Here is a 24952-nt window from a genome sequence, read left to right on the forward strand (position 1 = left end):
TGTAGACTTTATAGTCCTTTACTTCTTATAAAAAAACGAAAATTGTAAAAACGACAGGTAATCGATACGATGAACAGTACGTCTTCAAATAATGATCTTAAACGAAATCTCTCCAGTAGACATATTCAACTAATAGCAATAAGTGGTGCAATTGGTACGGGATTATTTATGGGTTCTGGGAAGACAATCAGCCTTGCCGGACCATCTATTGTTTTTGTGTACATGATTATTGGGTTTGTTTTATTTTTTGTTATGCGGGCAATGGGAGAAATTTTATTATCCAACCTAAATTATAAATCATTCAGTGATTTTGCTAACGATTTATTGGGTCCTTGGGCTGGTTTTTTTACTGGTTGGACTTATTGGTTTTGTTGGGTAATTACCGGAATTGCAGATGTTGTTGCTATCGCAGGATACGCTCAACACTGGTTTCCAGAACTACAAGCATGGATCCCAATGCTACTTACAGTTATTGTGCTTTTAACTTTGAATTTGTTAACTGTTAGGATGTTTGGTGAAACTGAGTTTTGGTTTTCCATGATCAAAATAGTGGCCATTTTAGCCTTGATAGCTATTGGACTTGTTTTAGTCTTCACGGCTTATCATTCAGAACAAACCAATACTACGGCTGCGTTTTCTAATCTTTGGGAGTATGGTGGTTTCTTTCCCCATGGTACGATGGGATTTTTTGCTGGTTTCCAAATTGCAATTTTTGCCTTTGTTGGTATTGAGCTTGTTGGAACTACAGCGGCTGAAACACTAGATCCAAATAAAAATTTACCACGGGCAATTAATTCAGTGCCAGCACGAATTATCTTTTTCTATGTTTTTGCCTTGATTATTATCATGAGTGTAACACCTTGGCAGTTTATTTCACCCAATAAAAGCCCATTTGTTGAACTATTTACCTTGATTGGCTTACCTGCTGCGGCAAGTATTATCAATTTTGTGGTATTAACTTCGGCGGCTTCTTCAGCCAATAGTGGTATTTACTCAACCAGTCGAATGTTGTTTGGTCTTGCTAAAAAACAAGATGCACCAGAACCATTTGGTAAATTATCAAGACGTTCAGTCCCCGCTAATGGTTTGTTATTTTCATGTACCTGCTTGTTCGGTGGGGTAGTATTGATTTATTTAGTACCAAATGTGATGGAAGCATTCACTATTGTAACGACTATTTCTGCCATTTTATTTATGTTTATTTGGTCGTTGATATTGATTTCCTATATTGCTTATCGCCGTAAAAAAGCTAATTTGCATCAAGAATCACAATTTAAAATGCCTGGTGGAATTTTTATGTGTTATGTTTGTTTAGCGTTTTTTGCTTTTGTGATTGTGTTATTGACATTTGAAGCTGATACTCGCCAAGCACTGATCGCAACCCCACTATGGTTTATTATTTTAGGTGTGAGTTACTTTATTCGTTCATCAACACGCCAATAGCTCTCATCTTTAATCGGCAGGTTTACTGCCGATTATCCATTCCCTTATTATTTTTTAGGATTTATTTGGCCAAATAAAACTTGCAATAATACCTAAAGATAAAATGCCTAATACTATATAAAGGCTGAGAGTAGGGCTTATGTTAATACCATAATTAAATAGATGGTCGCTAGCATTTAAAGCCAGTTTTGCTGCGATAAAAAATAGTAGGCAGACTACAGCTTTGCCTAAATGAACAAGATATTGTTGCATTGCTTCTAAAACAAAATACATAGTCCGTAACCCTAAAATAGCGAAAATCATTGCACTATAAACAACCAGTGGTTCTTGGCTGACTGCGATTACTGCGGGAACAGAATCAAATGCAAACATAACATCACTCAACTCAATCACTACAACACATAAAAATAGTGGTGTTGCATATAAGGCACTTTTTGGCATTTTATGAATTAGGTCGCTATTTTCTGGCTTCGTTAACTCCGCGTTTAGTTGTTTTCGGGTTAATAAAAAGTGATGACCAACTATCTTAGGGTAAGAGGGGAAAATACGTTTAGCAATACGATAAGCAAAATGTTCTGAATAATCTTTAATTTTTTCATCTTGACCTTGGTTTTTCAGCATCATAAATCCAGTTAAAGCAACCACTACTGAAAAGAACAATTCCATCCAAGGACCTAACGATAATAAACCCGTACCTATTACAACAAAAATAGCTCGGAAAATAATCGCACCAATTACGCCCCAATAAAGTAATCGATGTCGATAATTGTTAGGGATAGCAAACCATGAAAACAGCGCCATAATAACGAATAAGTTATCTACCGAAAGCGCTTTTTCAAGCACATAACCTGTGATAAATAAACTTGCTATCTCACTTCCATGGTGAAGATAAAGATAAAGTGCAAAACCTAATGCAACAGCAACCCAGAATAAAGACCATAATATTGCGCTGGTTAGGCTAATGGGTTTATCGTTATGGTGAGCATATAAATCAATTATAATCGCAGTTAAAGCCAAAATGACGAACATCAGTACAGTTTCGATTGGAAAACCTAATGAATGATGAATCATAGCCTTGTTACCTATATTAAATTATCTCTTGGATTAAATTCAAAAATGTAAAATATAATGGTATTTAGAACATTATTTTTAAAGAGACTGAGTATATATTGATAGGCTTATCAAAAAAAGATATATTTGTTTTCACACTAATATATTTAATAAATTTTTTGAGCATACATTCATGACAAATATAAGGGTATCTTTTCTATTTATCGTTGTTTTTTATTCAAGCTTATTGCAAGCACAATCGGTTGAACCATATATATCATCATTACCCAAAGGGAGTGATTTATCAATTTTAGTGCAAACTGTTGATGGCAATCCTAAAACATTAGCCAAATACAAAAGCGATCAATTTAAACAGCCTGCTAGTACACAAAAAGTAATAACTGCACTAGCTGCACAGCTTGAACTTGGTAATGATTTTCGGTTTGTTACTGGAATGTACGCGAATGGTTCAGTTAGTAATAAACAACTCAATGGTGATCTGATTATCAAATTGAGTGGTGATCCCACTTTTAGTCGAGAAAGATTAAAAAATATGATTAGCGCCCTTCGTCAAAAGGGTGTAGAAAAAATTTCAGGTAATGTTATTTTAGACACTTCAATTTTTGCTAGTCATGATAAAGCAGAAGGGTGGTCATGGAATAATTTAACTGCTTGTTACAATGCCCCTGCATCAGCTGCAACAATTGATGATAACTGCTTTTATGCAACAATTACCCCAGGTAAAGTAGGTGGTAAAGCATCAGTTTCTGTTTCATCTAATATTCCAGTTATGGTTTCAGGTGATGTCAGAACGATTTCCGCTAGTAGTAAAGATGCACATGATAAATATTGTGAGCTTGATGTTAATGCCGATAAAAATCGCTACTATTTATCTGGATGCATCGCTTCTAATGCGGATAAAACACCATTAAAATTTGCAGTAATGGATCCAACCGAATATTTTTCGACTGTTTTAAAAAATGAATTAAAACAACAAAAAATAACTTATGGTGGACGTGTTTTTGAAAGAAAACAAAAATCTACTGGTTCCTTAACGTTATTAACATCAAGTCAATCAGCACCGCTTTCTGAGTTAATAACGGTTATGCTCAAAAAATCAAATAATTTGTATGCTGACACCATTTTTAGAACACTTGGCGCACGCTATTATAATACTGCAGGAACATGGCGTAATGGTGGTGATGCGGTTAAACAAATCCTTCGCAAAAAAGCAGGTATTGACTTAGAAAACTTAGTGATTGCCGATGGCTCGGGTTTATCTCGTCTTAATCTAGTTAGCGCCAACAAACTAATGGAAGTGTTGCAGTATATTTCAGCACATAACAATCAACTCGCTTTTATTGAAAAATTACCAATTGCGGGTGTTGATGGAACGTTGCAAAACCGTAAAAGCTTCAGTCAAGCACCATTTAAAGATGTAGTTATGGCTAAAACAGGCTATATTCAAGGTAGTTATAATTTAGCCGGATTTATTCAAAAATCAGACGGACGTTATGTCGCTTTTGTTCAATTATTATCAGGGTATCGGGCTGATAGTAAAGGGGAACCTAAAAACGGGGCAGTTATGAAGTTCGAATCTGAGTTTTATAAAAATTTCATTAATTAGATTTGACTAATTTGAGAATTAAGATTTTGGGGCGATGTTATTTACTCATCGCCCTAAATTTTAAGTTAAAAATTTTCAGCTAAAAAACCACCACTTTGATGCTTCCAAAGTTGAGCATAAAGTCCATCTTTACTAAGCAACTCTTGATGTGTTCCTTGTTCGATGATTTTTCCTTGATCTAAAACGATTAATCGATCCATCGCCGCAATTGTAGATAATCGATGGGCAATAGCAATAACCGTTTTACCTTCCATTAACGTATATAAGCTTTCTTGAATAGCTTGTTCAATTTCAGAATCAAGCGCACTAGTTGCCTCATCTAACAATAGAATTGGTGCATTTTTTAAAATAACTCGAGCAATAGCGATACGTTGGCGTTGTCCTCCGGACAATTTAACCCCACGTTCACCAACAAAAGCATCATATCCAGTTCTTCCATTAGCATCTACTAAGGTTTCAATAAAACTATCGGCATGAGCTTTTTTAGCTGCGATTATCATCTCTTGTTCAGTGGCATGGTTATTACCGTATAATAAATTATCTCTCACTGAGCGGTGTAATAGTGAAGTATCTTGGGTAACCATACCAATTTGAGCGCGTAAGCTTTCTTGATTGACTTTGATGATGTCTTGATTATCAATAAAAATATGACCATTTTGTAAATCATAAAATCGCAACAATAAATTGATTAAAGTGGATTTACCCGCCCCTGATCTGCCAACTAAACCGATCTTTTCACCTGGTTTAATGGTTAAATTTAAGTTGTCGATAATGGCATTGTTTAATTTTGCATCGTAACTAAAATTAATATTTTTAAATTCGATTTTACCATCAGTCACCTTAAGAGTTGGTGCATCAGGTTCATCGACAACGGTTTTCGCAACAGAAAACGTATTCATACCATCTTTAACCACGCCGATATTTTCAAATAATGCTGCCATTTCCCACATAATCCAATGTGAAAAGCCGTTCAATCTAAGTGCGACAGCAGTTGTAGTGGCGATAGCTCCAACACCAATTAAATCATTAGTCCATAGCCATAATGATAAGCCAGTAGTACCAAGAACGAGGAAAATAGACAATAAATGATTAACAATTTCAAAACTACTAACTAAACGCATTTGTTTATTAACGGTAACTAAAAATTCGTCCATCGACTCTTGTGCATATTTTGCTTCATTGCCTGCATGAGAAAACAGTTTAACTGTCATAATATTCGTGTAAGCATCAGTCACTCGGCCTGTCATGGTAGAACGTGCATCTGCTTGCATACTTGCCACTTTACTTAGTCGTGGAATAAAGTAATACATTGCAATGCCATAAACAAAACACCAAACCATAAACGGTACTAATAACCAAAGATCTAACTGACCTATGATTGTTGCCATAGTAATAAACGAAATCAAAACATAGATAAAGATATCAGCAACCAAAAAGCAGGTATCCCTAACCGCAAGTGCGGTTTGCATCACTTTTGCTGATATACGGCCGGCAAATTCATCTTGGAAAAAGCGCATACTTTGATTTAGCACTAATCGATGTAGATTCCAACGCAGTCGCATTGGAAAGTTTCCCGCCAAACATTGATGTTTAATGATGGTTTGTAAGGCAATAATGATCGTGCTAGCTAATATAATAATCGTAAATACAATTAAGGTTGATTTTTCCTGCTGCCAAAATTGACTTGGTGAAACAGCTGCCAGCCAGTCAACAACTTTACCGAGTGCAGCATATAAAAAGGCTTCAAAAGCGCCAGCTAATGAACTCAGTATGATTAATAATATAAGGAAAGAACGTGTGCCTTTCGTCGATTGCCAAATAAAACTAAAAAAACTTTTAGCCATCGGCTGTGGTTCATCTTGTGGATAAGGTGATACCAATTTTTCAAAAAATCGATACATATTAGACCTATTAGTTAGAAGGTTATTCATTGATAGGTTTACCAATGATCTATAAAAGTGAGGGTTTTATTACCAAATGCTGAGTGCTATAAGCTAAATATGATATTTTTAAATTAAAAGAGACATCACTCCAATACCTATTAAACTAACATTAATAAAAATTAAAAAAAGTTGAGGAAAGGGGTTTTTGAGCTTTCCTCATGGCAAATTATATAGTGAAAAGTACTAGATTACTAATAATTGTCTTAAAAAACATCTTTAATAATTTGTACAACGCGCCCGACAATATTATATTTTTCGAAATGAGCTTTAGGAACCTCAATCGTTGGGTATTGATGATTATTACAAATCAAAATCCAATTTCCGAGTGATAGGCGAATTTTTCTTAGTAGAGTAAAATTCTCATATTCAATTAAATAAATTGCGCCATCGATTATTTCGTTTATTTCTGTATTAATAATTAATCCATTATTATTTTCGATTTCAGGTGCCATTAAATCACCTTTCGCCCAATAGATTATAAGTTTTTTGATATCTAAACCACGATGAGAAGCCCAACCTTCAACAATAGGATAATTCATTACTGGTGGCGTTTCACGTACGTAACGTTGATTTTGCGCCTCTTCTTTAGTTGGTAATTGTTTTTTATAAACCGGGATACGATAGATATTTTCATTATAAACTTCGTTATTATCATCGTCTTTAGGATCCAACACTTCCAATTTATAACCGGTAGCTAACCAGTTGAATGAAACATTACATTTTTCAGCAATTACTTCTAAACGAGTTAGTGAAGGGTAGGTTTTTCCAGACAAATAATCTCGTATTACCGTTTCTGACATATCACATTTTTTTGCAAAGGATGAAACAGATAATCCTTGCATTGACGAATGTAGCCTATCTTTAAAAGTTTTTACATTTTTATTTTTAATCATACTTATTTCGTTTTTATTTTTTCATCCGTTTGATAATTATATTGTATTTTTTATGAGTTTTACATATGAATTTGAATCAATCTTCTTAATTTTATTAAGTTTTAATGCGATTTTTTGTTTAAACGCGTTTTATATTATGGAAAAATATTCTTTTCTCGCATAAAAATAAAAAAAACAGCGAGTGTTATAATAAGAAGTATGGCTTTTTTTTCCGTTGAAATTTCAAGTAGTTTTATAGATATTAAGTTTTTTTTAATGCGTAATTGATATTTATCAAATATATATTATTCTTGTTTATATGTCGAGTGTTATTTTAACTTATTGATTTATAATGGTTAAAGTTATTTTTTAGCTAAAATTGCTACATTTGCTGAAAGGCAAATAAAAACGTTGACTAAAAAGAAAAAAAGTGGATAATAAGCAGCGTAAGGATTTTTCATTGTTTTCTTTCCTTATATTCCTTATATTTCATGTTGGCCCGTATATTTTATGCGGGTCTTTTTTTATCTAAATTAACTTGTCATGAAATCCCATCATAAAAAGAGTATAATCAATTCCAATATTTAATAATCTATTTGTTCGTTTAACTTGTTCAAATAGCGATACATTTTTAAATGAGGTTTTAATTATGTCATTTAGCATTCCACATCTATTAGTTTTTCTTGCCGTGGTGGTTCTCATTTTCGGAACAAAGAAGTTACGTAATTTAGGTTCTGATCTTGGTTCAGCATTGAAAGGTTTTAAAAAAGCGATGAATGATGATGTTGAAGATGATAATAAGCTTGATAAGAAATAACCCTATTTATTGATATGAAAACGCAATTTGATGTGGCCATCGTTGGTGGTGGATTGGTTGGTTTAGCAACTGCATGTGCTCTTAGTCAATCTAATTTAACTGTAGCTATTGTTGATGTTAACGTTAATGATAATCAAAATTTTGCTTTTGACGAAATAGGAATTAGAGCTTCTGCAATTAATGGCGCAAGTCAGCAATATTTTTCTCAAATTGGTATTTGGAACGATTTATGTGCGAGCGAACGTGTTCATGCTTTTAGCGAGATCGGAGTTTGGGAAAAAAACGGTTTAGCGCATCTTACTGCACATGCTAAAGATTATGGTTATCCAAATCTTGGGTATATCATCGAAAATAATTTAATTTCTTACTACCTGTATCAACATGCTCAAGCAAATTCAAATATCACTATTTTCAATTTGGCCGCTATAGACAATAGCTATAATGAAGATTATGCTTTTTTAACGCTTTCGGATAATACTCGGTTACAAGCAAAACTGATTATAGGTGCTGATGGCGCACACTCTTGGCTGCGCAGACAGGAAAAAATTTCTGTGTTTGAGCGTGATTACCTTCATCATGCAGTGATTACAACTATTGAAACACAATATCCTCACCAAGCATGTGCTAGGCAGATTTTTTATCCCAATGGTATTGTGGCATTTTTACCACTTTGGCAACCCAATTACAGTTGTTTAGTATGGTCAACTAAACCAGAGCAAGCAGCTATTTTAACTTCGTTAACTGAATCTGAGTTTTGCCAAGAGCTGTTTAAATTAAGCGGTGATAAAGTAGGACAATGTCAGTTGGTCAATCCGAGAATGGTGTTTCCATTAAAAGCCCGGTTTGCAAAACAATTTATTAAACATCGATTAGTGCTAATTGGTGATGCAGCCCATACTATTCATCCATTGGCTGGTCAAGGAGTTAATTTAGGATTTGAAGATTCTGCATTATTGGTGGCAACCATTAATAAACTTATTGATGAACATAAAGATATTGGTTTAGTAGAAAACTTAAAATCATTCCAATTCACTCGCCGTAAAGATGCTTTAGTCATGTTAACCTCAATGCGAACTATTCAAGATATGTTTAATGGCGATAATGCTTTTAAAAAAATGGTGAGAACAGTTGGGATGAACGCAATTGATAACTTTTCGCCAATAAAGAAACGTCTCATCAAATATGCCATGAAAATTTAGCTTGTAAATTAATCCTGTAGCTAACACTACAGGATTATAATTAGTTTATTTAAAAGCTACTTGATAAGATGTTGGGATAAATGGAGATGCTGGAATTCTTAGCGGCCAGTAAGGATCTTTCAATAAACCTCGACCAATTGCAACTAAATCAGCATCGCCAGTACTTAATACATAATCAGCAAGATAAGGGTCTTCAAGCATACCAACAGTAATAATTGGCAAATTAGTGACCTTTCTAATAGCACGCGCTAAATAAACCTGGTATCCAGCATGAAATAGAGGCGTATGCTTTGGATCTAACTGACCATCACCACCGCCACTCACATCTAAAACATCTGCGCCTGCTTGTGCAAAACGTTTAGCAATTTGGCAACCATAATTAATATCGTAACCATTAGTACCGTATTCTTGAGCCGAAAACCGAACAATTAGTGGCATATCTTTTGGCATCACTGATTTTGCTGCTTTAATTACTTGTTCACCAAATAATAATTTATCCTTACCATATTCGTCCGTTCTAATATTCGTTTTTGATGAGCTGAATTGATGGATTAAATAACCATGTGCACCGTGTATTTCAATTGCGTCAAAACCTGCTTCAACCGCACGTTTGGTTGATTGTTTAAATTTTTCGATAATATCAGCGATTTCACTTTTGGTTAATTCTCTTGGCATTTGATATTGCCATTTTGGATTCGCTTCGACGTTCCCATCATAGCGGATAGGAGAACAGGATACGACATCAGACTCACCCAAAGCTTTACGTCCTGCATGGGCAATTTGAATAGCGATTTTTCCTTCTTGAGCATGAACCGCATCAACGATACGTTTAAGCTGATCGCGTTGCTCGTCATTCCATAGACCTAAGCAATTTGGCGATATTCGACCATTTGGAGCAATATTGGTCATTTCTAAAATTATTAAACCCACGCCACCAACCGCTCGTGAAACATAATGAACAAAGTGCCAATCATTAGCCAATCCGTCTTTTGCTTGATATTGACACATCGGTGGCATAACAATACGATTTTTGAGTGATAAATTTTTTACTTTAAATGGCGTATTAATATAGGCTATTTTAGCCATGGATGGCTCCTGTTTTTATTAATGGTGCAAATGTTTAAATTAACTGACGAATAGTATATAGTGTTTAAAAACGGAATATTAGAGCAAATAAACGTTAAAAAAACCGTTCCTCAACTTTTTTTTGCAATTAAATCGTTTATGGTTTGCGAACTGATTTAAGATAGTAGAGCCAACATAATAAACCCAATAATCCTAAAACTGTTCCAGCAATAATTATCGCGATCCAACCATAGTTGCTATACAGATAAGTGGAAGTGATAGAACCCAACATGCCTCCGATAAAATAACTTACCATATAACCAGTGTTCATACGGCTACGTGCTTCTGGTCGAATTTGATAAATGGCGTTCATGTTTGATACATGAGTAACTTGAACAGCAAAATCCAGTAATACTACCCCAATAATTAAGGCTAAAAGTGAATATTCAGCAAGAGAAAGTGGTACCCATGAAGCGAGTAGTAATATTAGGCCAATGGTCGTGGCTAAAAAGCCTTTTCCTTTGTCTGATAATTTGCCAACGATAGGCGAACCTAGTGCACCAGCGGCACCGGCTAGGCCGAATAAACCGATTATAAAATCAGAATAATAGTAAGGTTTATTACTTAATAAAAAGGCAAGTGGCGTCCATAACAGTGAAAATAACGCAAAGGAAATAACTGCCAACAATGAGCGAATTCGTAAAACAGGTTCTTGTTTATATAGTGAGCCAATTGATAATAACAGTTGAAAATAGTTAATACTGATGGTGTTATTATAAGTTGGTAATGATAACCAAAGTAGCAAAGTAACAATGATCATTACTGACGCGGCAATCCAATAAACATAATGCCAATCTGTCATCGAAGAAACAAAACCAGCGAATGCACGACCTAATAATATACCTAGCAACATACCACTCATCAATGTACCGATAATCTTACCTCGATGCTCTGGTCGTGATAGTGTTGCGGCAAATGGAATTAGTACTTGGGCTACGGTTGAAAATAGACCTGTCATAGCCGTACCAAGCATAAGTAACCATAAGTTTTGTGAAGTTGCACTAATAATTAGCCCACAGGTTGATAATATCATCAAGGTCAATATTAATCGTTTACGTTCTATTTTGTCACCCAGTGGGGTAATGAACAGCAAGCCAACAGCATAACTAAATTGTGCAGCCATAATGATAAAACCTGCATGTTTAATTGCAATATGTAAATCATTAGTTATCGAGTGTAATAGTGGTTGCGCATAATAATTACTCGCTACCGCGACGCCAATGGCAAATGCCATTAGGAATACTAACCATGCAGATAGCCCTTGAGCTTGTTTGCTATTCATAATAAACAATTTGGAAAATAAATAATGTGTAATTATATATCAAAAGGTTGTTAGATACTGATAGATTGTGTTGATTATTGATTTAATAGATTATAAATAGGTGTTGCTAAGCCAATTTTTGCATTTTCCGATTTTAGTTTATACCAATAACCATTCGATTCATCTAGACATTTAGTATTGCCTTTTATCTCACAGTAAATAGGCACAATATCTAAATGAAAATGGCTAAAAGTATGTCGAAATGCAATTAACTGTTTGGGTTTGCTAGTTTTAATACCATGGCTGTCTAGCCAGTCAGTTAATGCTTGCTCGCTTGCAAATTGTGGTAAACAATATAATCCGCCCCAAATACCAGCAGGCGGTCTTTTTTCAAGCCAAATCATGTTGTCATGTTCAAGCATTAAAAAGTAGGCGGTTTTTTCAGGAATAGTCTTTTTAGGTTTTTTAGTTGGATATTGTTGCCAACTGTCGGTCTTATAAGCAATACATAATTGATGTAAAGGGCATAAAGTGCATTTGGGTTTAGAACGAGTACAAACCATTGCACCAATATCCATCATGGCTTGATTAAATTTAGCAACTTCATTTTTAGGCGTGACTTGCTCACTTAATTGCCAAAGTTGATTTTCGACATTTTTATTACCAGGCCATCCGTCTATAGCAAAAGTTCGGGTTAAAACCCGTTTTACGTTACCATCTAATATTGGATAATGTTGATTTTGTGATAGAGATAGGATAGCCCCAGCGGTTGAGCGCCCAACGCCTGGTAAGGCGATAACATCCTCAAATTTGGTTGGAAATTTTCCCCCAAACTTGTCAGCAATAACTTGTGCTGCTTTATGTAAATTACGAGCACGTGCATAATAACCAAGGCCAGTCCAAAGATGTAAGATATCGTCAATTGGAGCCTTAGCTAAATCGGTAATTTTAGGAAACTGTTTAATAAAGCGCTTAAAGTATGGAATAACAGTTGCAACTTGTGTTTGCTGCAGCATAACCTCTGACAACCAAACATGATAAGGGCTTTTTTCAATTTGCCATGGTAATGATTTTCTGCCGTACTGTTCATACCAGTTGAGTACGGCATTTGAAAAACTTAAATTAGTCATTACATGACAGCGGTAATAGAATCACTAGGATAACAACCAAGCACTTTAGTATATAAAGTGATGGAAGCTAATTCTTTAAGTGCGATCTGCATTTCGTAATCGTTAATATTACCTTGTAAATCAATATAAAACATCTCTTCCCAAGATGTGCCATGGATAGGGCGTGATTCAAGTTTTGTCATAATAATATTATGATTACGTAATACGGATAAAGCATCTACCAATGCCCCAGCTTGTTGGCCCGTTTTCATCAAGATTGTAGTTTTGGCCGGAATTTGATCGGAAACTTCAATCGATTCACGCGATAACACAATAAAGCGGGTGATATTTTCTTTTTGATTAGCAAAATTGTGCTCCAGAACTTGTAAGCCATATAATTCACCACCGTCTTTATTTCCCATAGCTACAATGTTTGGTTGATTTAATTTAGCTACGGTTTCCATTGCTGACGAAGTGCTATCACAATAAACAATTTTCCAATGCGGATACTTTTCTAAGAAATTACTACATTGTTGGAATGGTTGCGGGTGGCTATAAATAGTATCTATTTGCTCAAGTTTGGTGTTAGGAAGAGCTAAAATGCAGTGATCTATCATTAAGGATAGTTCACCAATAATATGTAAATTGGTTTTTTGTAACAAATCATACACTTCATTAATAGATCCCGAACTCGAGTTTTCTATTGGTACAATTCCATAATCAACAACTTTTGATTCAATCTTTTCAAAAACATCTTTAAATGTATTACAACTTGATTCAGTCAATTGATCAAAATGGGCACTAGCATAACGGCGAGTTGCTGAATGTGAATATGAACCTTTTGGTCCTAAGAAAGCAATTTTAGCTGATGAGATAACGCCTTGGTTGAGTTTTTCTTGTAAAAACTTCTGTTGTAGTAGAACCGAATCTTCAATAATAATTTGGTATAAACGCTTAATTAATAGGTCATCAAGATGATATTGTTTACCTTGTTCGATTAATGCCTTAATCAATGAACGTTCACGATCTAAATCACGCACAGGGATATTTGCTTTTATTTTAGTCTGGATAACTTCGGCTGAAATTTGGCGTCTTTCAGCAATGATTTCAATTAATTTTTGATCAAGTTGGTTAATTTTGTTTCGTAAAGGCAATAAAGGACTGGTTGTCATATTCATTAATAGATTAAAAATTCGATGGGTAATATTATAACAATCAAAAAAATAAAGGCACTATTAAAGTGCCTTTTTGTTAAATTATAAATTATTATTCTTCTTCAATTACTGTATTTTTAATACTGTCAAATGCACGGCGCGACTCACCTTTATGTTGGAGTTTATTTAGTTGTCTTTCAAGTTTACCAACTAAATCATTAATTGCAGCATACATGTCAGTGTGTTTAGCGGAAGCAACTAGTGGCGAGCCTTTGGTTGCAATGGTTGCATCAATAATAAATCCATCGGGCTCTTTAGATAAGATAAAGTGAGGGTTGATTAGTAGAGCTCTCCATTTATCTAATTTCGAAAACTTATCTTCAAGATAACTACGAATTGCAGGAGTAATGTCCATTTGTTTACTTGTGATACTTAAAGTCATAATTGACCTCCACTATGTTTACTTACTAATTGAGCTATTATTATATTGATTACATTGACAAATTTTTCACATTTCGTCAATAGGTTATTAGGTTTATATTAAGATTTTTGTGACTTTTGTCTAAAATAATTTATTGGTATTTGATATTAGATAGCACAGAACTGCTTTTAATCTGTTTTTTATTATATACTGTGGTTTATTTAGATTGATTTAAAGTATTAAGTTTAGTTATTTAATGAGGAATATGTGAGCTATTTAGATAATGTTAAGATTGTTTTAGTTGAAACTTCGCATACTGGTAATATGGGGTCTGCTGCTCGTGCAATGAAAACGATGGGATTAACTCGTTTATGTTTAGTGAACCCTGTAATAAAACCCGATTCCCAATCGATTTCACTGGCAGCCGGGGCGAGTGATATTATCAAACAGGCACAGATTTTTTCATCCCTTGAGGAGGCGGTAGCAGATTGTTCATTGGTTATAGGTACCAGTGCGCGTCCTAGAAGTTTGCAATGGCCAAACTTAACTCCGAAAGAGTGTGGCGACAAAATTATTGCTGAAACCGCGCATCATGCTCAAGTAGCTTTAGTTTTTGGTCGAGAAAGAGTTGGATTAACTAATGATGAATTACAAAAGTGCCATTTTCATGTTGGTATTCCAGCTAATCCAGATTATAGCTCTTTAAATTTAGCTATGTCAGTTCAGGTTCTAACTTACGAAATTCGAATGTCAATGTTGTCAACTTTAGAGGCATCATTAAAACATGATGATGACAATCTGAATGAGGTTCAGTATCCTAAAAGTGAAGATATTGAACGGTTTTATCAGCATTTAGAGCAGACGTTATTAAAAACCGGATTTATTAATCCTAATCATCCTGGGCAGATTATGGGGCGTTTACGTAGATTATTTACGCGAGCTGGTATTGAACAGCAAGAACTCAATATTTTACGGGGAATTTTAACGTCAATAGATAAAAAATAGTGAGATTAGTCCCCTAGTTTTGTGTAAATCTAGGGGATTTTTTATTATTAAGTTTTTTTACGCCAAGTTGTGCCGTTAGCACCATCTTCTAAAATAATATTCATTTGATTGAGTTTATCTCGAGCTTCATCAGCTAAAGCCCAATTCTTACTTGCTCGAGCATCGTTGCGTTGTTTAATTAACGCTTCAATTAGCTGTGTATCTTCATCATCTTGACTATTACCTTGTAAGAATTTAACCGGATCTTGTTCAAGTAAACCAAGTACAGAAGATAAATAACGTAACTCAGCAGCTAGTTCATTAGCTAATGGCATGTTATTTTCTGCTTTAGCTTTGTTGATCTCTCGAGCCAAATCAAATAGAGTTGAATAAGCTTCTGGAGTATTAAAATCATCATCCATTGCCTGACAAAATTGTCGATGATAATCGCTATCTGGCGTGTTGTGCGGATAGTTAGCATCGGTGTCTCTCAAAGCCGTATAAAGTCTTTCTAAAGCGGTACGAGCTTGTTTTAGATTTTCTTCACTATAGTTAAGTTGACTACGATAATGGCCTGATAATAAGAAATATCGAACAGTTTCAGCATCATAATGTTTTAAAACATCACGGATAGTGAAAAAGTTATTCAGTGATTTGGACATTTTCTCTTGGTCTATCATTACCATGCCTGAGTGCATCCAATAATTTACATATTGACCATTATGGGCACAGGTTGATTGGGCAATTTCGTTTTCATGATGTGGGAACATTAAGTCAGAACCACCGCCATGAATATCAAAATGGTTGCCTAATTGATGGCTGTTCATTGCAGAGCATTCAATGTGCCAACCAGGTCGACCTTTCCCCCATGGTGAATCCCAGCTTGGTTCGTTGGGTTTTGACATCTTCCAGAGAACGAAGTCCATTGGATTATGTTTTACGTCCACTACATCAACTCGAGCACCTGCTTGTAACTGTTCTAAATTTTGGCGTGATAAAATACCGTAGTTAGGATCACTATCTACCGAAAACATCACATCTCCATTGTCAGCAATATAAGCGTGATTTTTTCTTATTAACTCTTCAACAAGTTCAATGATTTGTGACATATGACGAGTTGCTCGAGGTTCGACATCGGGTCGTTTGATATTAAGTGCATCGAAATCGGCATACATCTCATTTAACATACGTTCAGTTAATTCGTCACAAGTTTCACCATTTTCTAATGCACGCTTGATGATCTTGTCATCGACATCGGTAATATTACGAACATAAGTGAGATCGTAACCTAAAAAACGTAAATAACGAGTAACGACATCAAATGCGACAAAAGTACGGCCATGGCCAATGTGGCATAGATCATAGATAGTAACACCACAAACATATAGCCCAACTTTATTTGGTGTAATTGGTTTAAATATTTCTTTCTCACGTGATAATGTATTAAATATTTTGAGCATTTTATCCTGCAGAATAAATTTGATAAATTTTAGTGTTTAATATAACAAAAAACTGGAAGTGGCGAAATTACTTCTTATAATCTCGTTAAATAAATTAAATGGAATTAATTGATGATATCACAAATTTTGGGAATAACTTTTTTGTATAGTTTCATTGTAATATTAATGGCCATTGAAGTTATTAGTTTTGTAATGGAAATTGAATTTAATAATCGCTTTAAAAAATTACTATTTTGGCTTGCGTGGATTTTTTTAGCAATATTATTATTTGTGGAGGCTGTTAACAGGAGGTTAGGTGGCTTTGGCGATATAGGATTTTATAAGTTTATTGCACTTTTTGTTATTTTTTTAGTATGCCTTTTAGGGGCTTTGGTTGCTTTACTAAGCATTATCATAATTGTATATATATTAATTTGGATACTTAAAAAGCTATTTAAGTTAATAGGTTTTAAACATCGATATAAATGAGAGAACTTTGGTTGGATAGATCAGTGAAAATTGGCGAGTAAACTCGCCAATTTAAATTACTATTGAATTTATTTAAAAAGGCGGTAAAGATAAATAAGTAAAATAGAACCAAGCACAGAGATAAACAAGCTTGGGAAGTTAAAACCAGTCACACTACCCCAACCAAAGAAGGTACTGATATAACCGCCGACTAATGCACCAGCTACACCAAGCAGGATAGTTTTTATCACACCAACACGGCCTAATGGCATAAAAAACTTAGCGATCCATCCAGCAATTAATCCTAGAATAATCCAGCTTAAAATACCCATAATAATTTCCTTCGTCTAATTAAGTTGAAAGTTACTAGTATAGCTAAAAAATAACGATGATAGTTGTTGAACAGATATTAATAAAACGTAAATTTACAGCTTTAAAAATTGTTATCTAAATATGAAGAAAAATGATTATTATGTAGAACAGTATGAAGCTATAGATGTATGAAACACAAATTCATACAAATATTAGGCGTAGTTTACAATTATTTTTTCAAATATTCTAGGTATTTTGTTTAATTGTTGATTTATATGATTAATGATTAGGAGCGATAATGTAATCGCCCCTGATATTAAACTATTCGAAAATCGTTTTGTGTAGAACCTTTATTACATCTTCAGCATCATTGCTTCTTGCTAGAAGGCAAAGATTATGGGTGCTAGCACCGTAACAACAAAGTCGAATAATAAAGTCATCTAAAGCGCCAAAGACTTCTTTAGCGATACCTTTTGTTGTGGTTAGATTGTTACCAATGATGGCAATTAGTGCTAAATCTTCTTCAACTTCAACATGGCAAACTGTTGATAATTCATCGAATAATGCTTTTGTTAATAGGCTATTTCCATTGGTATTAGTGCCTGTAGTATCAATGGTTAATGCGACACTAACTTCAGAGGTGGTGACTAAATCAACCGAAATATTATGTTTAGCCAATATGGTAAAGACATTAGCTAAAAAGCCTTGTGCGTGTAGCATATTTAAGCTAGTTAAAGTCAATAATGTTTGTTTGCGACGAAGCGCTAACGCTCTAAATGAAGGTAGTGCAGATTTTATGCTATGTGTGTTATAAACGATAGTTCCACCAGCTTCTGGCGCTTTACTTGAACCAACAAATACTGGAATATTGCTACGTACAGCAGGAACGAGTGTTGCAGGGTGTAGAACTTTAGCACCAAAGGTCGCCATTTCAGCTGCTTCAGCAAATGATATTTCGTCAATTCGTTTCGCACCTGATGTGATACGAGGATCAGTAGTATAAATACCAGCAACATCGGTCCAAATGTCTATTTGCGTGGCGTTTAAAGCCTCACCAAGAAGAGCTGCGGTATAATCACTACCACCACGACCTAAAGTTGTGGTTTTGCCCGTACTTTCACTACCAATGAATCCTTGAGTAACTACGATAGCTTCTGGATTCAAAGATTTCAAATGTGCACAGCAAAGTTGTTTAATTTCGTCAATTTTTGGTACGGCTTTACCAAACTTGTCATCGGTACGCATGACTTTACGTACATCAAACCATAGGGCATTTTTTTGTTTTTGTTTTAATATTTCGACAAATAGTTTTGATGACATTATTTCGCCATGACTGACTAATTCATCCGTCAAAGCAGGGGAAGTTGCCAAGCTTGCTGCTTCTGATAATGAGGCAATATTTGCAATTATTTGGTCAATTTCAGCGCGTAGGGTTGGATTTTCAGGAAGATTTTCTAATATGTTGTATTGAATCGATTGAATTTTAGCGATATGTTTTGCTCTTACATTGGCATCACGACCTTCAGCTAATGCTACCAGTAAATTTGTTATACCTGCAGAGGCAGACAACACAACAACTTTGACACTAGGATTAGCTATAACAATATTGGCACTATTAACCATTGCGGGATAATCTGCAACACTAGTACCGCCAAACTTAGCAATTATAAATGATCTTTCCATGTATTCCTCATATTAAAAATTTTTATTTTTAACAGAGATAGAGCGGGCATGTCCTAATACAATTAAAAAAATACATACCATGAAGCGCTCCACCTGTTAGGGTGACAACCCAAGGGATTCAGCCCTTGCAGTCGATTTAATTGCTTTCTGGAATAACAATTAAACCTCGGCATTACATCCCCTCAATCATTTATTTGCGGCTCCAGTCCCTAAAATGATCTGCCTGAGTAATGCGCCTCTTCTTAATTCTGATTTCAGTGTCGTATAGGATTAACGATTTTACCAAATGTGTCAATAGGTTAAATATTAAAAAAAATTATAGAGCTTTGTTAAAATAAACTGTTAATTATAAACTCCGTTCAAATAATTCAATAATCGTTTGATATAGTTTTTTCACAGAACAATCTTTAGTTGGTGTGCTAAAAATCGTATCATCACCGGCAATTGAGCCTAAAATCCCTTCTGATTTACCGATTGAATCTAACAATCTCGCAATAAGTTGAGCTGCGCCTGGGCTTGTTCGAATAACAACCATTGAACTATTGTAATCAATATCTAACACTAAATTTTTTAATGGACTGCTTGTTGTTGGGACACTCATTTCAGCAGGTAAACAATAAACCATCTCAGATTTTGCGTTGCGAGTTCTTACAGCGCCAAATTTAGTTAACATTCGCGATACTTTAGATTGATTTATATTATCAAATCCTTGTTCTTGTAAGGCTTGTACGATACCTATCTGAGAACTAAACTTTTCTTGTAAAAGCATTTCTTTGAAAGTTTTAGTGAGATCTTTTTGTTTCATACTGTTCCTTTAAATTTAATTTATGACTAACTGATTAAAACAATAAGTCATATTAACGGGTTAACTAAAATGCTTGATTACGGTCAGTTATTTTTAATGATTGCTAATTAAGCAAGTGTTCTTATAAAGCTTCATTCAAATATTGAATATAATCTACATAATTATGCATGACATTTGCATAAAATTAAAGATTAGATTTTATAGCATTTTTGGGACGAAATGATTTAATGATGTGATCATGTGTTTCGATGTAAGGACCTTCTAGCAGATCAATACAATATGGAACACTTGCAAATATGCCAGTAACAATAGTGTTACCTTCATCATCCTTTACACCTTCAAGTGTTTCCTTGATTGATTTTGGTCGGCCTGGTAAATTCAAAATTAAACATTGCTTACGAATAACACCAACTTGTCTGGATAAAATCGCAGTTGGAACAAAATGTAAACTAATCTGCCGCATCTGTTCGCCAAATCCGGGCATTATTCTATCTGCTATAGCTAAAGTTGCGTCAGGTGTTACATCTCTTATTGCTGGTCCTGTGCCGCCTGTGGTTAAAATCAGATTACATTGCAAATCATCAACCAATTCGCATAATGATTTTTCAATGATGATTTGTTCATCGGGAATAATGCGTTGTTCGGTAATAAAAGCTGTTTTCAATGCAGATTTTAACCATGATAACAATGCTGGAATACCTTCATCTTGATAAACGCCTTGTGATGCTCTATCTGATATTGAAACTAATCCAATTTTAACCATAACATTTATTCCTTAATCCATATATTTATCTAAATATTAAACAATATTGTCAATTGATTAAACATGATATCATATTATTCAAATAGCAATTTACTCAATTAGGATACATTTATGTCGTCAACACCTGCACTAGAACTTATAGCGCTTAAGAAAAAATATAAAAATGGTGTAGAAGCATTAAAAGGAATTAATTTAACTGTAGCGGCAGGAGATTTTTATGCTTTACTTGGACCAAATGGTGCAGGTAAGTCAACCACCATTGGTATTATTAGCTCTTTAGTTACTAAAACCTCAGGCCAAGTTAAAATCTTTGGATATGACTTAGATACGGATCTTGTTAATGCAAAAAGACAATTAGGACTTGTTCCTCAGGAATTTAACTTTAACCAATTTGAAGAAGTAATCCAAATTGTTACCAATCAAGGTGGTTACTATGGGTTGCCACGAAAATTGGCTTTACAACGAGCTGAAAAGTATCTGCGTATTTTAGATTTATGGGATAAACGACATAGTAGAGCTAATATGTTATCAGGTGGGATGAAAAGACGACTAATGATAGCTCGCGCACTTGTCCACGAACCTAAATTATTAATTCTGGATGAACCTACTGCTGGGGTTGATATAGAGTTACGTCGTTCCATGTGGGATTTTCTACGTGAGATTAATAAACAAGGTATCACCATTATATTAACCACGCATTATTTGGAAGAAGCAGAAATGCTTTGCCGTCACATTGGTATAATTCAGCACGGAGAATTAATTGCTAACTCTTCAATGCGTGATTTACTAGCAAAAAGTCAATCTGAAACAATTATTATTGATTATGTACCAACATCAACACCAATCTCCCTTAAAGGGTATAATTATACTGATATTGAATCTGGCATGTTAGAAGTAAACGTAGATAAACAACAAGGATTAAATCAGTTATTTGAACAACTCAATCAACAAAACATAAAAGTGATTAGTGTTCGTAATAAAGCTAATCGATTAGAAGAATTATTTGTAGATTTGTTGCGAAATGATACCAAAGGAGCTATTGATGAATAATTTATATTGGATTGCCTTAAAAAGTATTTGGCGTAAAGAAGTTACCCGATTTTTAAGAATTTGGATACAAACACTGATTCCTCCTGTTATTACAATGTCACTATATTTTATTATTTTCGGTAATTTAATCGGTTCGCGAGTTGGTGATATGGGTGGCTTTAGTTATATGGCATTCATTGTGCCTGGTTTAATTATGATGTCGGTCATAACCAATTCATATACAAACGTCTGTTCTTCATTTTTTAGTGCTAAATTTCAACGTAATATTGAAGAAATACTTGTTGCTCCTGTTCCGACTCATATTATTATTTGGGGATATGTTGGTGGTGGTGTAATGCGTGGTTTATTAACTGGTGTGTTGGTCACTGTTGTATCGTTATTTTTTGTTAGATATGAAGTTCATTCGTGGACTTTTGTAGTTTTCACCTTATTATTAACCTCAATTTTGTTTTCATTAGCTGGATTGTTAAATGCAGTATTTGCAAAATCATTTGATGATATAAGTATTATTCCAACCTTTGTATTAACACCGTTAACTTACTTGGGCGGAGTTTTTTATTCAATCACTATGTTACCGACTTTTTGGCAATGGGTTTCTAAACTTAATCCTATTGTTTATATGATCAATGGTTTTCGCTATGGTTTTTTAGGTATTAGTGATGTTTCATTAGTTATTACTTTTTCGATGCTTATATTATTTGTTAGCATTTTATATTTTATAGCATGGCAAATAATTGAAAGTGGAAGAGGGCTTAGAAGTTAGACAAATCAGACTAAACCGCCGACTTATATCGGCGGTAAGATAAAACTTATTTTGCTCCTGCAACGGCTTCTTTTGCCATTTCAGTAATTTTAGCAAAATCACCTTTAGCAATTGCATCAGTTGGAATAAACCAAGTTCCACCAACGCAAAGAACATTATCAAGCGCTAAATAATCGCGATAGTTTTTAGGATTCACACCACCTGTCGGGCAGAATTTCATATAACCACAAGGACCAGCAAATGCTTTTAACGCAGCAACACCGCCATTAATTTCAGCTGGGAAGAATTTTAATGCAGTTAAACCATATTCTTGAGCTGTTAATAATTCTGAAATGGTTGCAATCCCAGGAATAACTGGCACAGGGCCTTCAACTGCTGCTTTTAAAATAGAGTCAGTAATACCCGGAGTGATGATAAATTCTACACCCGCCTCAGTTACTTGTTTAAGTTGCTCTACTGTGGTTACAGTACCGGCACCGACTACAGCTTCTGGAACTTCGTTAATAATTTTCTTAATTGCGTCAAGTGCACAAGCTGTTCTTAATGTGACTTCTAAAACCTTCACTCCACCAGCAATCAATGCTTTTGCTAAAGGAACGGCATCTTCTAAACGCTCAATAACAATAACAGGAACTACTGGACCTAATGTTAAAATTTCTTCAGCGCTTTTTTTCCAATTTTTCATATGTATTACCTATACTTTATTTACTTCTATACAGCAATAAGCCCTCAAATTATTGAGGGCTTATTTTACTCATAAATACCTAATTTCTTTTCTAAATAGTGAATGTTCGTGCCACCTTTTATGAAGCCTTCATCATTTAAAATCTCTAGATGAAGTTCGATATTGGTTTTTATACCATCAATAACCAGTTCTGCTAATGCATTCTTCATGCGGGCAATAGCGACTTCACGAGTTTCACCATAGGCGATTAATTTACCGATCATTGAATCATAATATGGTGGTACAGTATAGCCAGCATATATATGTGATTCCCAACGGATACCAAATCCCCCCGGAGCATGGAAACGTGTTATTTTGCCCGGAGATGGCATAAATGTTTTAGGATCTTCGGCATTGATTCGGCATTCAATTGCATGGCCTTTAATTTCAATGTCACTTTGCTTAATTGACAAAGGTTGTCCAGCTGCAATCAGAATTTGTTCACGAATAAGATCAACTCCAGTAACCATTTCAGTAACTGGGTGTTCTACTTGAATACGAGTATTCATTTCGATGAAGTAGAATTCACCATTTTCAAATAAGAACTCAAAAGTACCTGCACCACGATATCCAATCTCGATACATGCATTAACACAACGTTCACCGATGAATTTACGCATTTTCGGTGTAATACCAACCGCTGGTGCTTCTTCAAGTACTTTTTGGTGACGCCTTTGCATTGAACAATCGCGTTCACCTAAATAAACTGCATGACCTTGTCCATCAGATAAAACCTGTATTTCGATATGGCGTGGGTTTTCTAGGAATTTTTCCATGTAAACCATATCATTATTAAATGCGGTTTTTGCTTCAAGTTTAGTCATTTTGATTGATTGTTCGAGATCTTTTTCTTCACGAACAATACGCATTCCACGACCACCGCCGCCACCAGACGCTTTAATAATAACTGGATAACCAATTTTTTTAGCAATTTGCTTATTAAGGTCCATATTACTGCCAAGAGGACCATCAGAACCAGGAACACAAGGTACGCCTGCTTTTTTCATTGCTTCAATGGCTGAAACTTTATCACCCATTAAACGAATAGTATCAGGTTTTGGACCAATAAATATAAAGCCTGAACGTTCAACTTGTTCAGCAAAATCCGCATTTTCTGATAAAAATCCATATCCAGGATGAATAGCTGCTGCGCCGGTTACTTCGGCAGCAGAGATTAATGCAGGGATATTAAGATAACTTTTGGCTGAAGCTGCTGGACCTATACAAACGGTTTCGTCTGCAAGTAGCACATGTTTTAAGTCTTTATCTGCCGAAGAGTGAACAGCGACAGTTTTAATTCCAAGTTCTTTACATGCTCTTAAAATACGAAGAGCGATTTCTCCGCGGTTAGCAATAAGAATTTTATCAAGCATATTCAATCTCTTAATCGTCTAAGTTAACAAATAATTCTGATTATTCAATAATGAATAGTGGTTGATCGAATTCAACTGGTTGACCATTTTCAACTAAGATAGCTTTAATAGTCCCTGCTTTTTCTGATTCAATTTGGTTCATCATTTTCATTGCTTCAACAATGCAAAGCACATCACCAACATTTACAGACTGACCGACTTCAACAAATGCTTTAGATTCTGGGCTTGGAGTTCGATAGAACGTACCAACCATTGGTGATTTTATGGTTGTGCCACTATTAGTTTCTGTGATGACTTCTGCTTCAACTGTAGCCGCAGTGACTGTTGGAGCAGGAACAGCAACCGGTTGGGGAATTTGAATGTTTTGCACTGGAGCTGTATAGGTAGGTGTCGACCGACTAATTCGAACCGATTCTTCACCCTCAGAAATTTCAAGCTCAGAAATACCTGATTCTTCTACTAATTCAATTAACTTTTTAATTTTACGTATATCCATGAATTACACCGTGTTTATTTGATATAAATAACAATTATTTTAATGTACCTTTAATATCTTAAAAGTAATCT

At 34.8% G+C, this 24952-nt stretch carries 24 protein-coding genes and 1 riboswitch; of the genes, 8 read left to right on the forward strand and 16 right to left on the reverse strand.

Features of this window, described 5'->3' with window-relative positions:
* Positions 1 to 69: 69 nt before the first annotated feature.
* Complete coding sequence (gene cycA / locus J3U00_RS00775; protein ID WP_267331218.1) at positions 70 to 1443, forward strand: D-serine/D-alanine/glycine transporter; 1374 nt, start codon at positions 70 to 72, stop codon at positions 1441 to 1443.
* A 54-nt stretch (positions 1444 to 1497) separates the two neighbouring features.
* On the opposite strand, the gene J3U00_RS00780 is transcribed toward cycA, so the two are convergent.
* A complete protein-coding gene (locus J3U00_RS00780; protein WP_267331219.1) occupies positions 1498 to 2514 on the reverse strand; it encodes a TerC/Alx family metal homeostasis membrane protein in 1017 nt (338 codons plus the stop codon).
* Between the two features lie 172 nt (positions 2515 to 2686).
* Between J3U00_RS00780 and dacB the strand changes: the two genes are divergently transcribed.
* Entirely contained in the window at positions 2687 to 4120 is a 1434-nt protein-coding gene (gene dacB, locus J3U00_RS00785) for a serine-type D-Ala-D-Ala carboxypeptidase (protein ID WP_267331220.1), read from the forward strand.
* Between the two features lie 65 nt (positions 4121 to 4185).
* On the opposite strand, the gene J3U00_RS00790 is transcribed toward dacB, so the two are convergent.
* Entirely contained in the window at positions 4186 to 6021 is a 1836-nt protein-coding gene (locus J3U00_RS00790; protein WP_267331221.1) for an ABC transporter ATP-binding protein, read from the reverse strand.
* A 245-nt stretch (positions 6022 to 6266) separates the two neighbouring features.
* Entirely contained in the window at positions 6267 to 6956 is a 690-nt protein-coding gene (locus tag J3U00_RS00795) for a LexA family transcriptional regulator (protein ID WP_065562232.1), read from the reverse strand.
* Between the two features lie 625 nt (positions 6957 to 7581).
* On the opposite strand from J3U00_RS00795, the gene tatA reads away from it, so the two are divergent.
* Together tatA and J3U00_RS00805 are read left to right on the forward strand one after the other, a co-directional pair.
* The gene (gene tatA, locus J3U00_RS00800) at positions 7582 to 7752 is read left to right on the forward strand and encodes a Sec-independent protein translocase subunit TatA (RefSeq protein WP_141673909.1); all 171 of its coding nucleotides are present in this window, start codon (positions 7582 to 7584) and stop codon (positions 7750 to 7752) included.
* 14 nt (positions 7753 to 7766) lie between these two features.
* Positions 7767 to 8951 (forward strand): FAD-dependent monooxygenase, encoded by a 1185-nt coding sequence (locus J3U00_RS00805; RefSeq protein WP_267331222.1) that lies wholly within the window; start codon positions 7767 to 7769, stop codon positions 8949 to 8951.
* Positions 8952 to 8996: 45 nt separating this feature from the next.
* On the opposite strand, the gene J3U00_RS00810 is transcribed toward J3U00_RS00805, so the two are convergent.
* From J3U00_RS00810 to raiA, 5 genes are all read right to left on the reverse strand, one after another.
* Positions 8997 to 10037: an NADH:flavin oxidoreductase/NADH oxidase gene (locus J3U00_RS00810; RefSeq protein WP_267331223.1), complete on the reverse strand. Its 1041-nt coding sequence runs from the start codon at positions 10035 to 10037 to the stop codon at positions 8997 to 8999.
* Between the two features lie 136 nt (positions 10038 to 10173).
* Positions 10174 to 11358: an MFS transporter gene (locus J3U00_RS00815; RefSeq protein WP_267331224.1), complete on the reverse strand. Its 1185-nt coding sequence runs from the start codon at positions 11356 to 11358 to the stop codon at positions 10174 to 10176.
* A 74-nt stretch (positions 11359 to 11432) separates the two neighbouring features.
* Positions 11433 to 12467 carry an A/G-specific adenine glycosylase gene (gene mutY, locus J3U00_RS00820; RefSeq protein WP_065562228.1) on the reverse strand — a complete coding sequence of 345 codons (1035 nt, stop codon included), beginning with the start codon at positions 12465 to 12467 and terminating at the stop codon, positions 11433 to 11435.
* Complete coding sequence (gene pheA / locus J3U00_RS00825) at positions 12467 to 13618, reverse strand: bifunctional chorismate mutase/prephenate dehydratase (RefSeq protein WP_267331225.1); 1152 nt, start codon at positions 13616 to 13618, stop codon at positions 12467 to 12469. The genes mutY and pheA overlap by 1 nt, the downstream gene beginning before the upstream one ends.
* 94 nt (positions 13619 to 13712) lie before the next feature.
* Entirely contained in the window at positions 13713 to 14042 is a 330-nt protein-coding gene (gene raiA, locus J3U00_RS00830; RefSeq protein WP_065562226.1) for a ribosome-associated translation inhibitor RaiA, read from the reverse strand.
* A 246-nt stretch (positions 14043 to 14288) separates the two neighbouring features.
* Here raiA and trmJ point away from each other — a divergent pair, with 246 nt between their 5' ends.
* Positions 14289 to 15026, forward strand: coding sequence for a tRNA (cytosine(32)/uridine(32)-2'-O)-methyltransferase TrmJ (gene trmJ / locus J3U00_RS00835; protein ID WP_081303351.1), 738 nt, complete (start codon positions 14289 to 14291; stop codon positions 15024 to 15026).
* Positions 15027 to 15073: 47 nt separating this feature from the next.
* Here trmJ and cysS read toward each other — a convergent pair whose 3' ends face one another.
* A complete protein-coding gene (gene cysS / locus J3U00_RS00840) occupies positions 15074 to 16465 on the reverse strand; it encodes a cysteine--tRNA ligase (protein WP_065734280.1) in 1392 nt (463 codons plus the stop codon).
* 111 nt (positions 16466 to 16576) lie between these two features.
* Here cysS and J3U00_RS00845 point away from each other — a divergent pair, with 111 nt between their 5' ends.
* On the forward strand, positions 16577 to 16933 hold the full coding sequence (locus tag J3U00_RS00845) for a hypothetical protein (protein ID WP_267331226.1): 357 nt from the start codon (positions 16577 to 16579) through the stop codon (positions 16931 to 16933).
* Positions 16934 to 17001: 68 nt separating this feature from the next.
* On the opposite strand, the gene J3U00_RS00850 is transcribed toward J3U00_RS00845, so the two are convergent.
* The 4 genes from J3U00_RS00850 to mog all read right to left on the reverse strand — a co-directional run bounded on the left by J3U00_RS00850 (position 17002) and on the right by mog (position 20475).
* Entirely contained in the window at positions 17002 to 17244 is a 243-nt protein-coding gene (locus J3U00_RS00850; protein ID WP_065562224.1) for a GlsB/YeaQ/YmgE family stress response membrane protein, read from the reverse strand.
* Between the two features lie 301 nt (positions 17245 to 17545).
* Positions 17546 to 18907: a lysine-sensitive aspartokinase 3 gene (lysC, locus tag J3U00_RS00855; RefSeq protein WP_220225055.1), complete on the reverse strand. Its 1362-nt coding sequence runs from the start codon at positions 18905 to 18907 to the stop codon at positions 17546 to 17548.
* Between the two features lie 74 nt (positions 18908 to 18981).
* Positions 18982 to 19156: riboswitch (Lysine riboswitch) on the reverse strand.
* A 97-nt stretch (positions 19157 to 19253) separates the two neighbouring features.
* Positions 19254 to 19712 (reverse strand): transcriptional regulator ArgR, encoded by a 459-nt coding sequence (gene argR, locus J3U00_RS00860; RefSeq protein WP_065734283.1) that lies wholly within the window; start codon positions 19710 to 19712, stop codon positions 19254 to 19256.
* Positions 19713 to 19896: 184 nt separating this feature from the next.
* Positions 19897 to 20475 carry a molybdopterin adenylyltransferase gene (gene mog, locus J3U00_RS00865; protein ID WP_267331227.1) on the reverse strand — a complete coding sequence of 193 codons (579 nt, stop codon included), beginning with the start codon at positions 20473 to 20475 and terminating at the stop codon, positions 19897 to 19899.
* Between the two features lie 111 nt (positions 20476 to 20586).
* On the opposite strand from mog, the gene J3U00_RS00870 reads away from it, so the two are divergent.
* Positions 20587 to 21525 (forward strand): ABC transporter ATP-binding protein, encoded by a 939-nt coding sequence (locus J3U00_RS00870; RefSeq protein ID WP_065734285.1) that lies wholly within the window; start codon positions 20587 to 20589, stop codon positions 21523 to 21525.
* Positions 21518 to 22288 carry an ABC transporter permease gene (locus J3U00_RS00875; protein ID WP_267331228.1) on the forward strand — a complete coding sequence of 257 codons (771 nt, stop codon included), beginning with the start codon at positions 21518 to 21520 and terminating at the stop codon, positions 22286 to 22288. The genes J3U00_RS00870 and J3U00_RS00875 overlap by 8 nt, the downstream gene beginning before the upstream one ends.
* A gap of 46 nt (positions 22289 to 22334) precedes the next feature.
* Here the strand turns inward: J3U00_RS00875 and J3U00_RS00880 are convergent, their stop codons facing one another.
* From J3U00_RS00880 to accB, 3 genes are all read right to left on the reverse strand, one after another.
* Positions 22335 to 22973, reverse strand: a complete 639-nt coding sequence (locus J3U00_RS00880; RefSeq protein ID WP_065562218.1) for a bifunctional 4-hydroxy-2-oxoglutarate aldolase/2-dehydro-3-deoxy-phosphogluconate aldolase — start codon at positions 22971 to 22973, stop codon at positions 22335 to 22337.
* Positions 22974 to 23038: 65 nt separating this feature from the next.
* Entirely contained in the window at positions 23039 to 24385 is a 1347-nt protein-coding gene (accC, locus tag J3U00_RS00885) for an acetyl-CoA carboxylase biotin carboxylase subunit (protein WP_065562217.1), read from the reverse strand.
* A gap of 40 nt (positions 24386 to 24425) precedes the next feature.
* Positions 24426 to 24881: an acetyl-CoA carboxylase biotin carboxyl carrier protein gene (accB, locus tag J3U00_RS00890; RefSeq protein ID WP_065562216.1), complete on the reverse strand. Its 456-nt coding sequence runs from the start codon at positions 24879 to 24881 to the stop codon at positions 24426 to 24428.
* Positions 24882 to 24952 lie beyond the last annotated feature (71 nt).

It is taken from the genome of Gilliamella sp. B3127, assembly GCF_026536935.1.
GTDB lineage: Bacteria > Pseudomonadota > Gammaproteobacteria > Enterobacterales > Orbaceae > Gilliamella > Gilliamella apicola_E.

What these genes read in the sequence shown, in the direction of transcription:
- J3U00_RS00815 (WP_267331224.1), bottom strand. Translation starts at nt 11,358, where the DNA reads ATGAATAGCAAACAAGCTCAAGGGCTATCTGCATGGTTAGTATTCCTA.
- J3U00_RS00805 (WP_267331222.1), top strand. Translation starts at nt 7,767, where the DNA reads ATGAAAACGCAATTTGATGTGGCCATCGTTGGTGGTGGATTGGTTGGT.
- lysC (WP_220225055.1), bottom strand. Translation starts at nt 18,907, where the DNA reads ATGGAAAGATCATTTATAATTGCTAAGTTTGGCGGTACTAGTGTTGCA.
- mutY (WP_065562228.1), bottom strand. Translation starts at nt 12,467, where the DNA reads ATGACTAATTTAAGTTTTTCAAATGCCGTACTCAACTGGTATGAACAG.
- J3U00_RS00880 (WP_065562218.1), bottom strand. Translation starts at nt 22,973, where the DNA reads ATGAAAAATTGGAAAAAAAGCGCTGAAGAAATTTTAACATTAGGTCCA.
- J3U00_RS00845 (WP_267331226.1), top strand. Translation starts at nt 16,577, where the DNA reads ATGATATCACAAATTTTGGGAATAACTTTTTTGTATAGTTTCATTGTA.
- J3U00_RS00870 (WP_065734285.1), top strand. Translation starts at nt 20,587, where the DNA reads ATGTCGTCAACACCTGCACTAGAACTTATAGCGCTTAAGAAAAAATAT.
- accC (WP_065562217.1), bottom strand. Translation starts at nt 24,385, where the DNA reads ATGCTTGATAAAATTCTTATTGCTAACCGCGGAGAAATCGCTCTTCGT.
- J3U00_RS00810 (WP_267331223.1), bottom strand. Translation starts at nt 10,037, where the DNA reads ATGGCTAAAATAGCCTATATTAATACGCCATTTAAAGTAAAAAATTTA.
- pheA (WP_267331225.1), bottom strand. Translation starts at nt 13,618, where the DNA reads ATGACAACCAGTCCTTTATTGCCTTTACGAAACAAAATTAACCAACTT.
- argR (WP_065734283.1), bottom strand. Translation starts at nt 19,712, where the DNA reads ATGAAACAAAAAGATCTCACTAAAACTTTCAAAGAAATGCTTTTACAA.
- J3U00_RS00875 (WP_267331228.1), top strand. Translation starts at nt 21,518, where the DNA reads ATGAATAATTTATATTGGATTGCCTTAAAAAGTATTTGGCGTAAAGAA.
- J3U00_RS00780 (WP_267331219.1), bottom strand. Translation starts at nt 2,514, where the DNA reads ATGATTCATCATTCATTAGGTTTTCCAATCGAAACTGTACTGATGTTC.
- accB (WP_065562216.1), bottom strand. Translation starts at nt 24,881, where the DNA reads ATGGATATACGTAAAATTAAAAAGTTAATTGAATTAGTAGAAGAATCA.
- J3U00_RS00850 (WP_065562224.1), bottom strand. Translation starts at nt 17,244, where the DNA reads ATGGGTATTTTAAGCTGGATTATTCTAGGATTAATTGCTGGATGGATC.
- mog (WP_267331227.1), bottom strand. Translation starts at nt 20,475, where the DNA reads ATGGTTAAAATTGGATTAGTTTCAATATCAGATAGAGCATCACAAGGC.
- raiA (WP_065562226.1), bottom strand. Translation starts at nt 14,042, where the DNA reads ATGACTTTAAGTATCACAAGTAAACAAATGGACATTACTCCTGCAATT.
- cycA (WP_267331218.1), top strand. Translation starts at nt 70, where the DNA reads ATGAACAGTACGTCTTCAAATAATGATCTTAAACGAAATCTCTCCAGT.
- J3U00_RS00790 (WP_267331221.1), bottom strand. Translation starts at nt 6,021, where the DNA reads ATGTATCGATTTTTTGAAAAATTGGTATCACCTTATCCACAAGATGAA.
- cysS (WP_065734280.1), bottom strand. Translation starts at nt 16,465, where the DNA reads ATGCTCAAAATATTTAATACATTATCACGTGAGAAAGAAATATTTAAA.
- dacB (WP_267331220.1), top strand. Translation starts at nt 2,687, where the DNA reads ATGACAAATATAAGGGTATCTTTTCTATTTATCGTTGTTTTTTATTCA.
- J3U00_RS00795 (WP_065562232.1), bottom strand. Translation starts at nt 6,956, where the DNA reads ATGATTAAAAATAAAAATGTAAAAACTTTTAAAGATAGGCTACATTCG.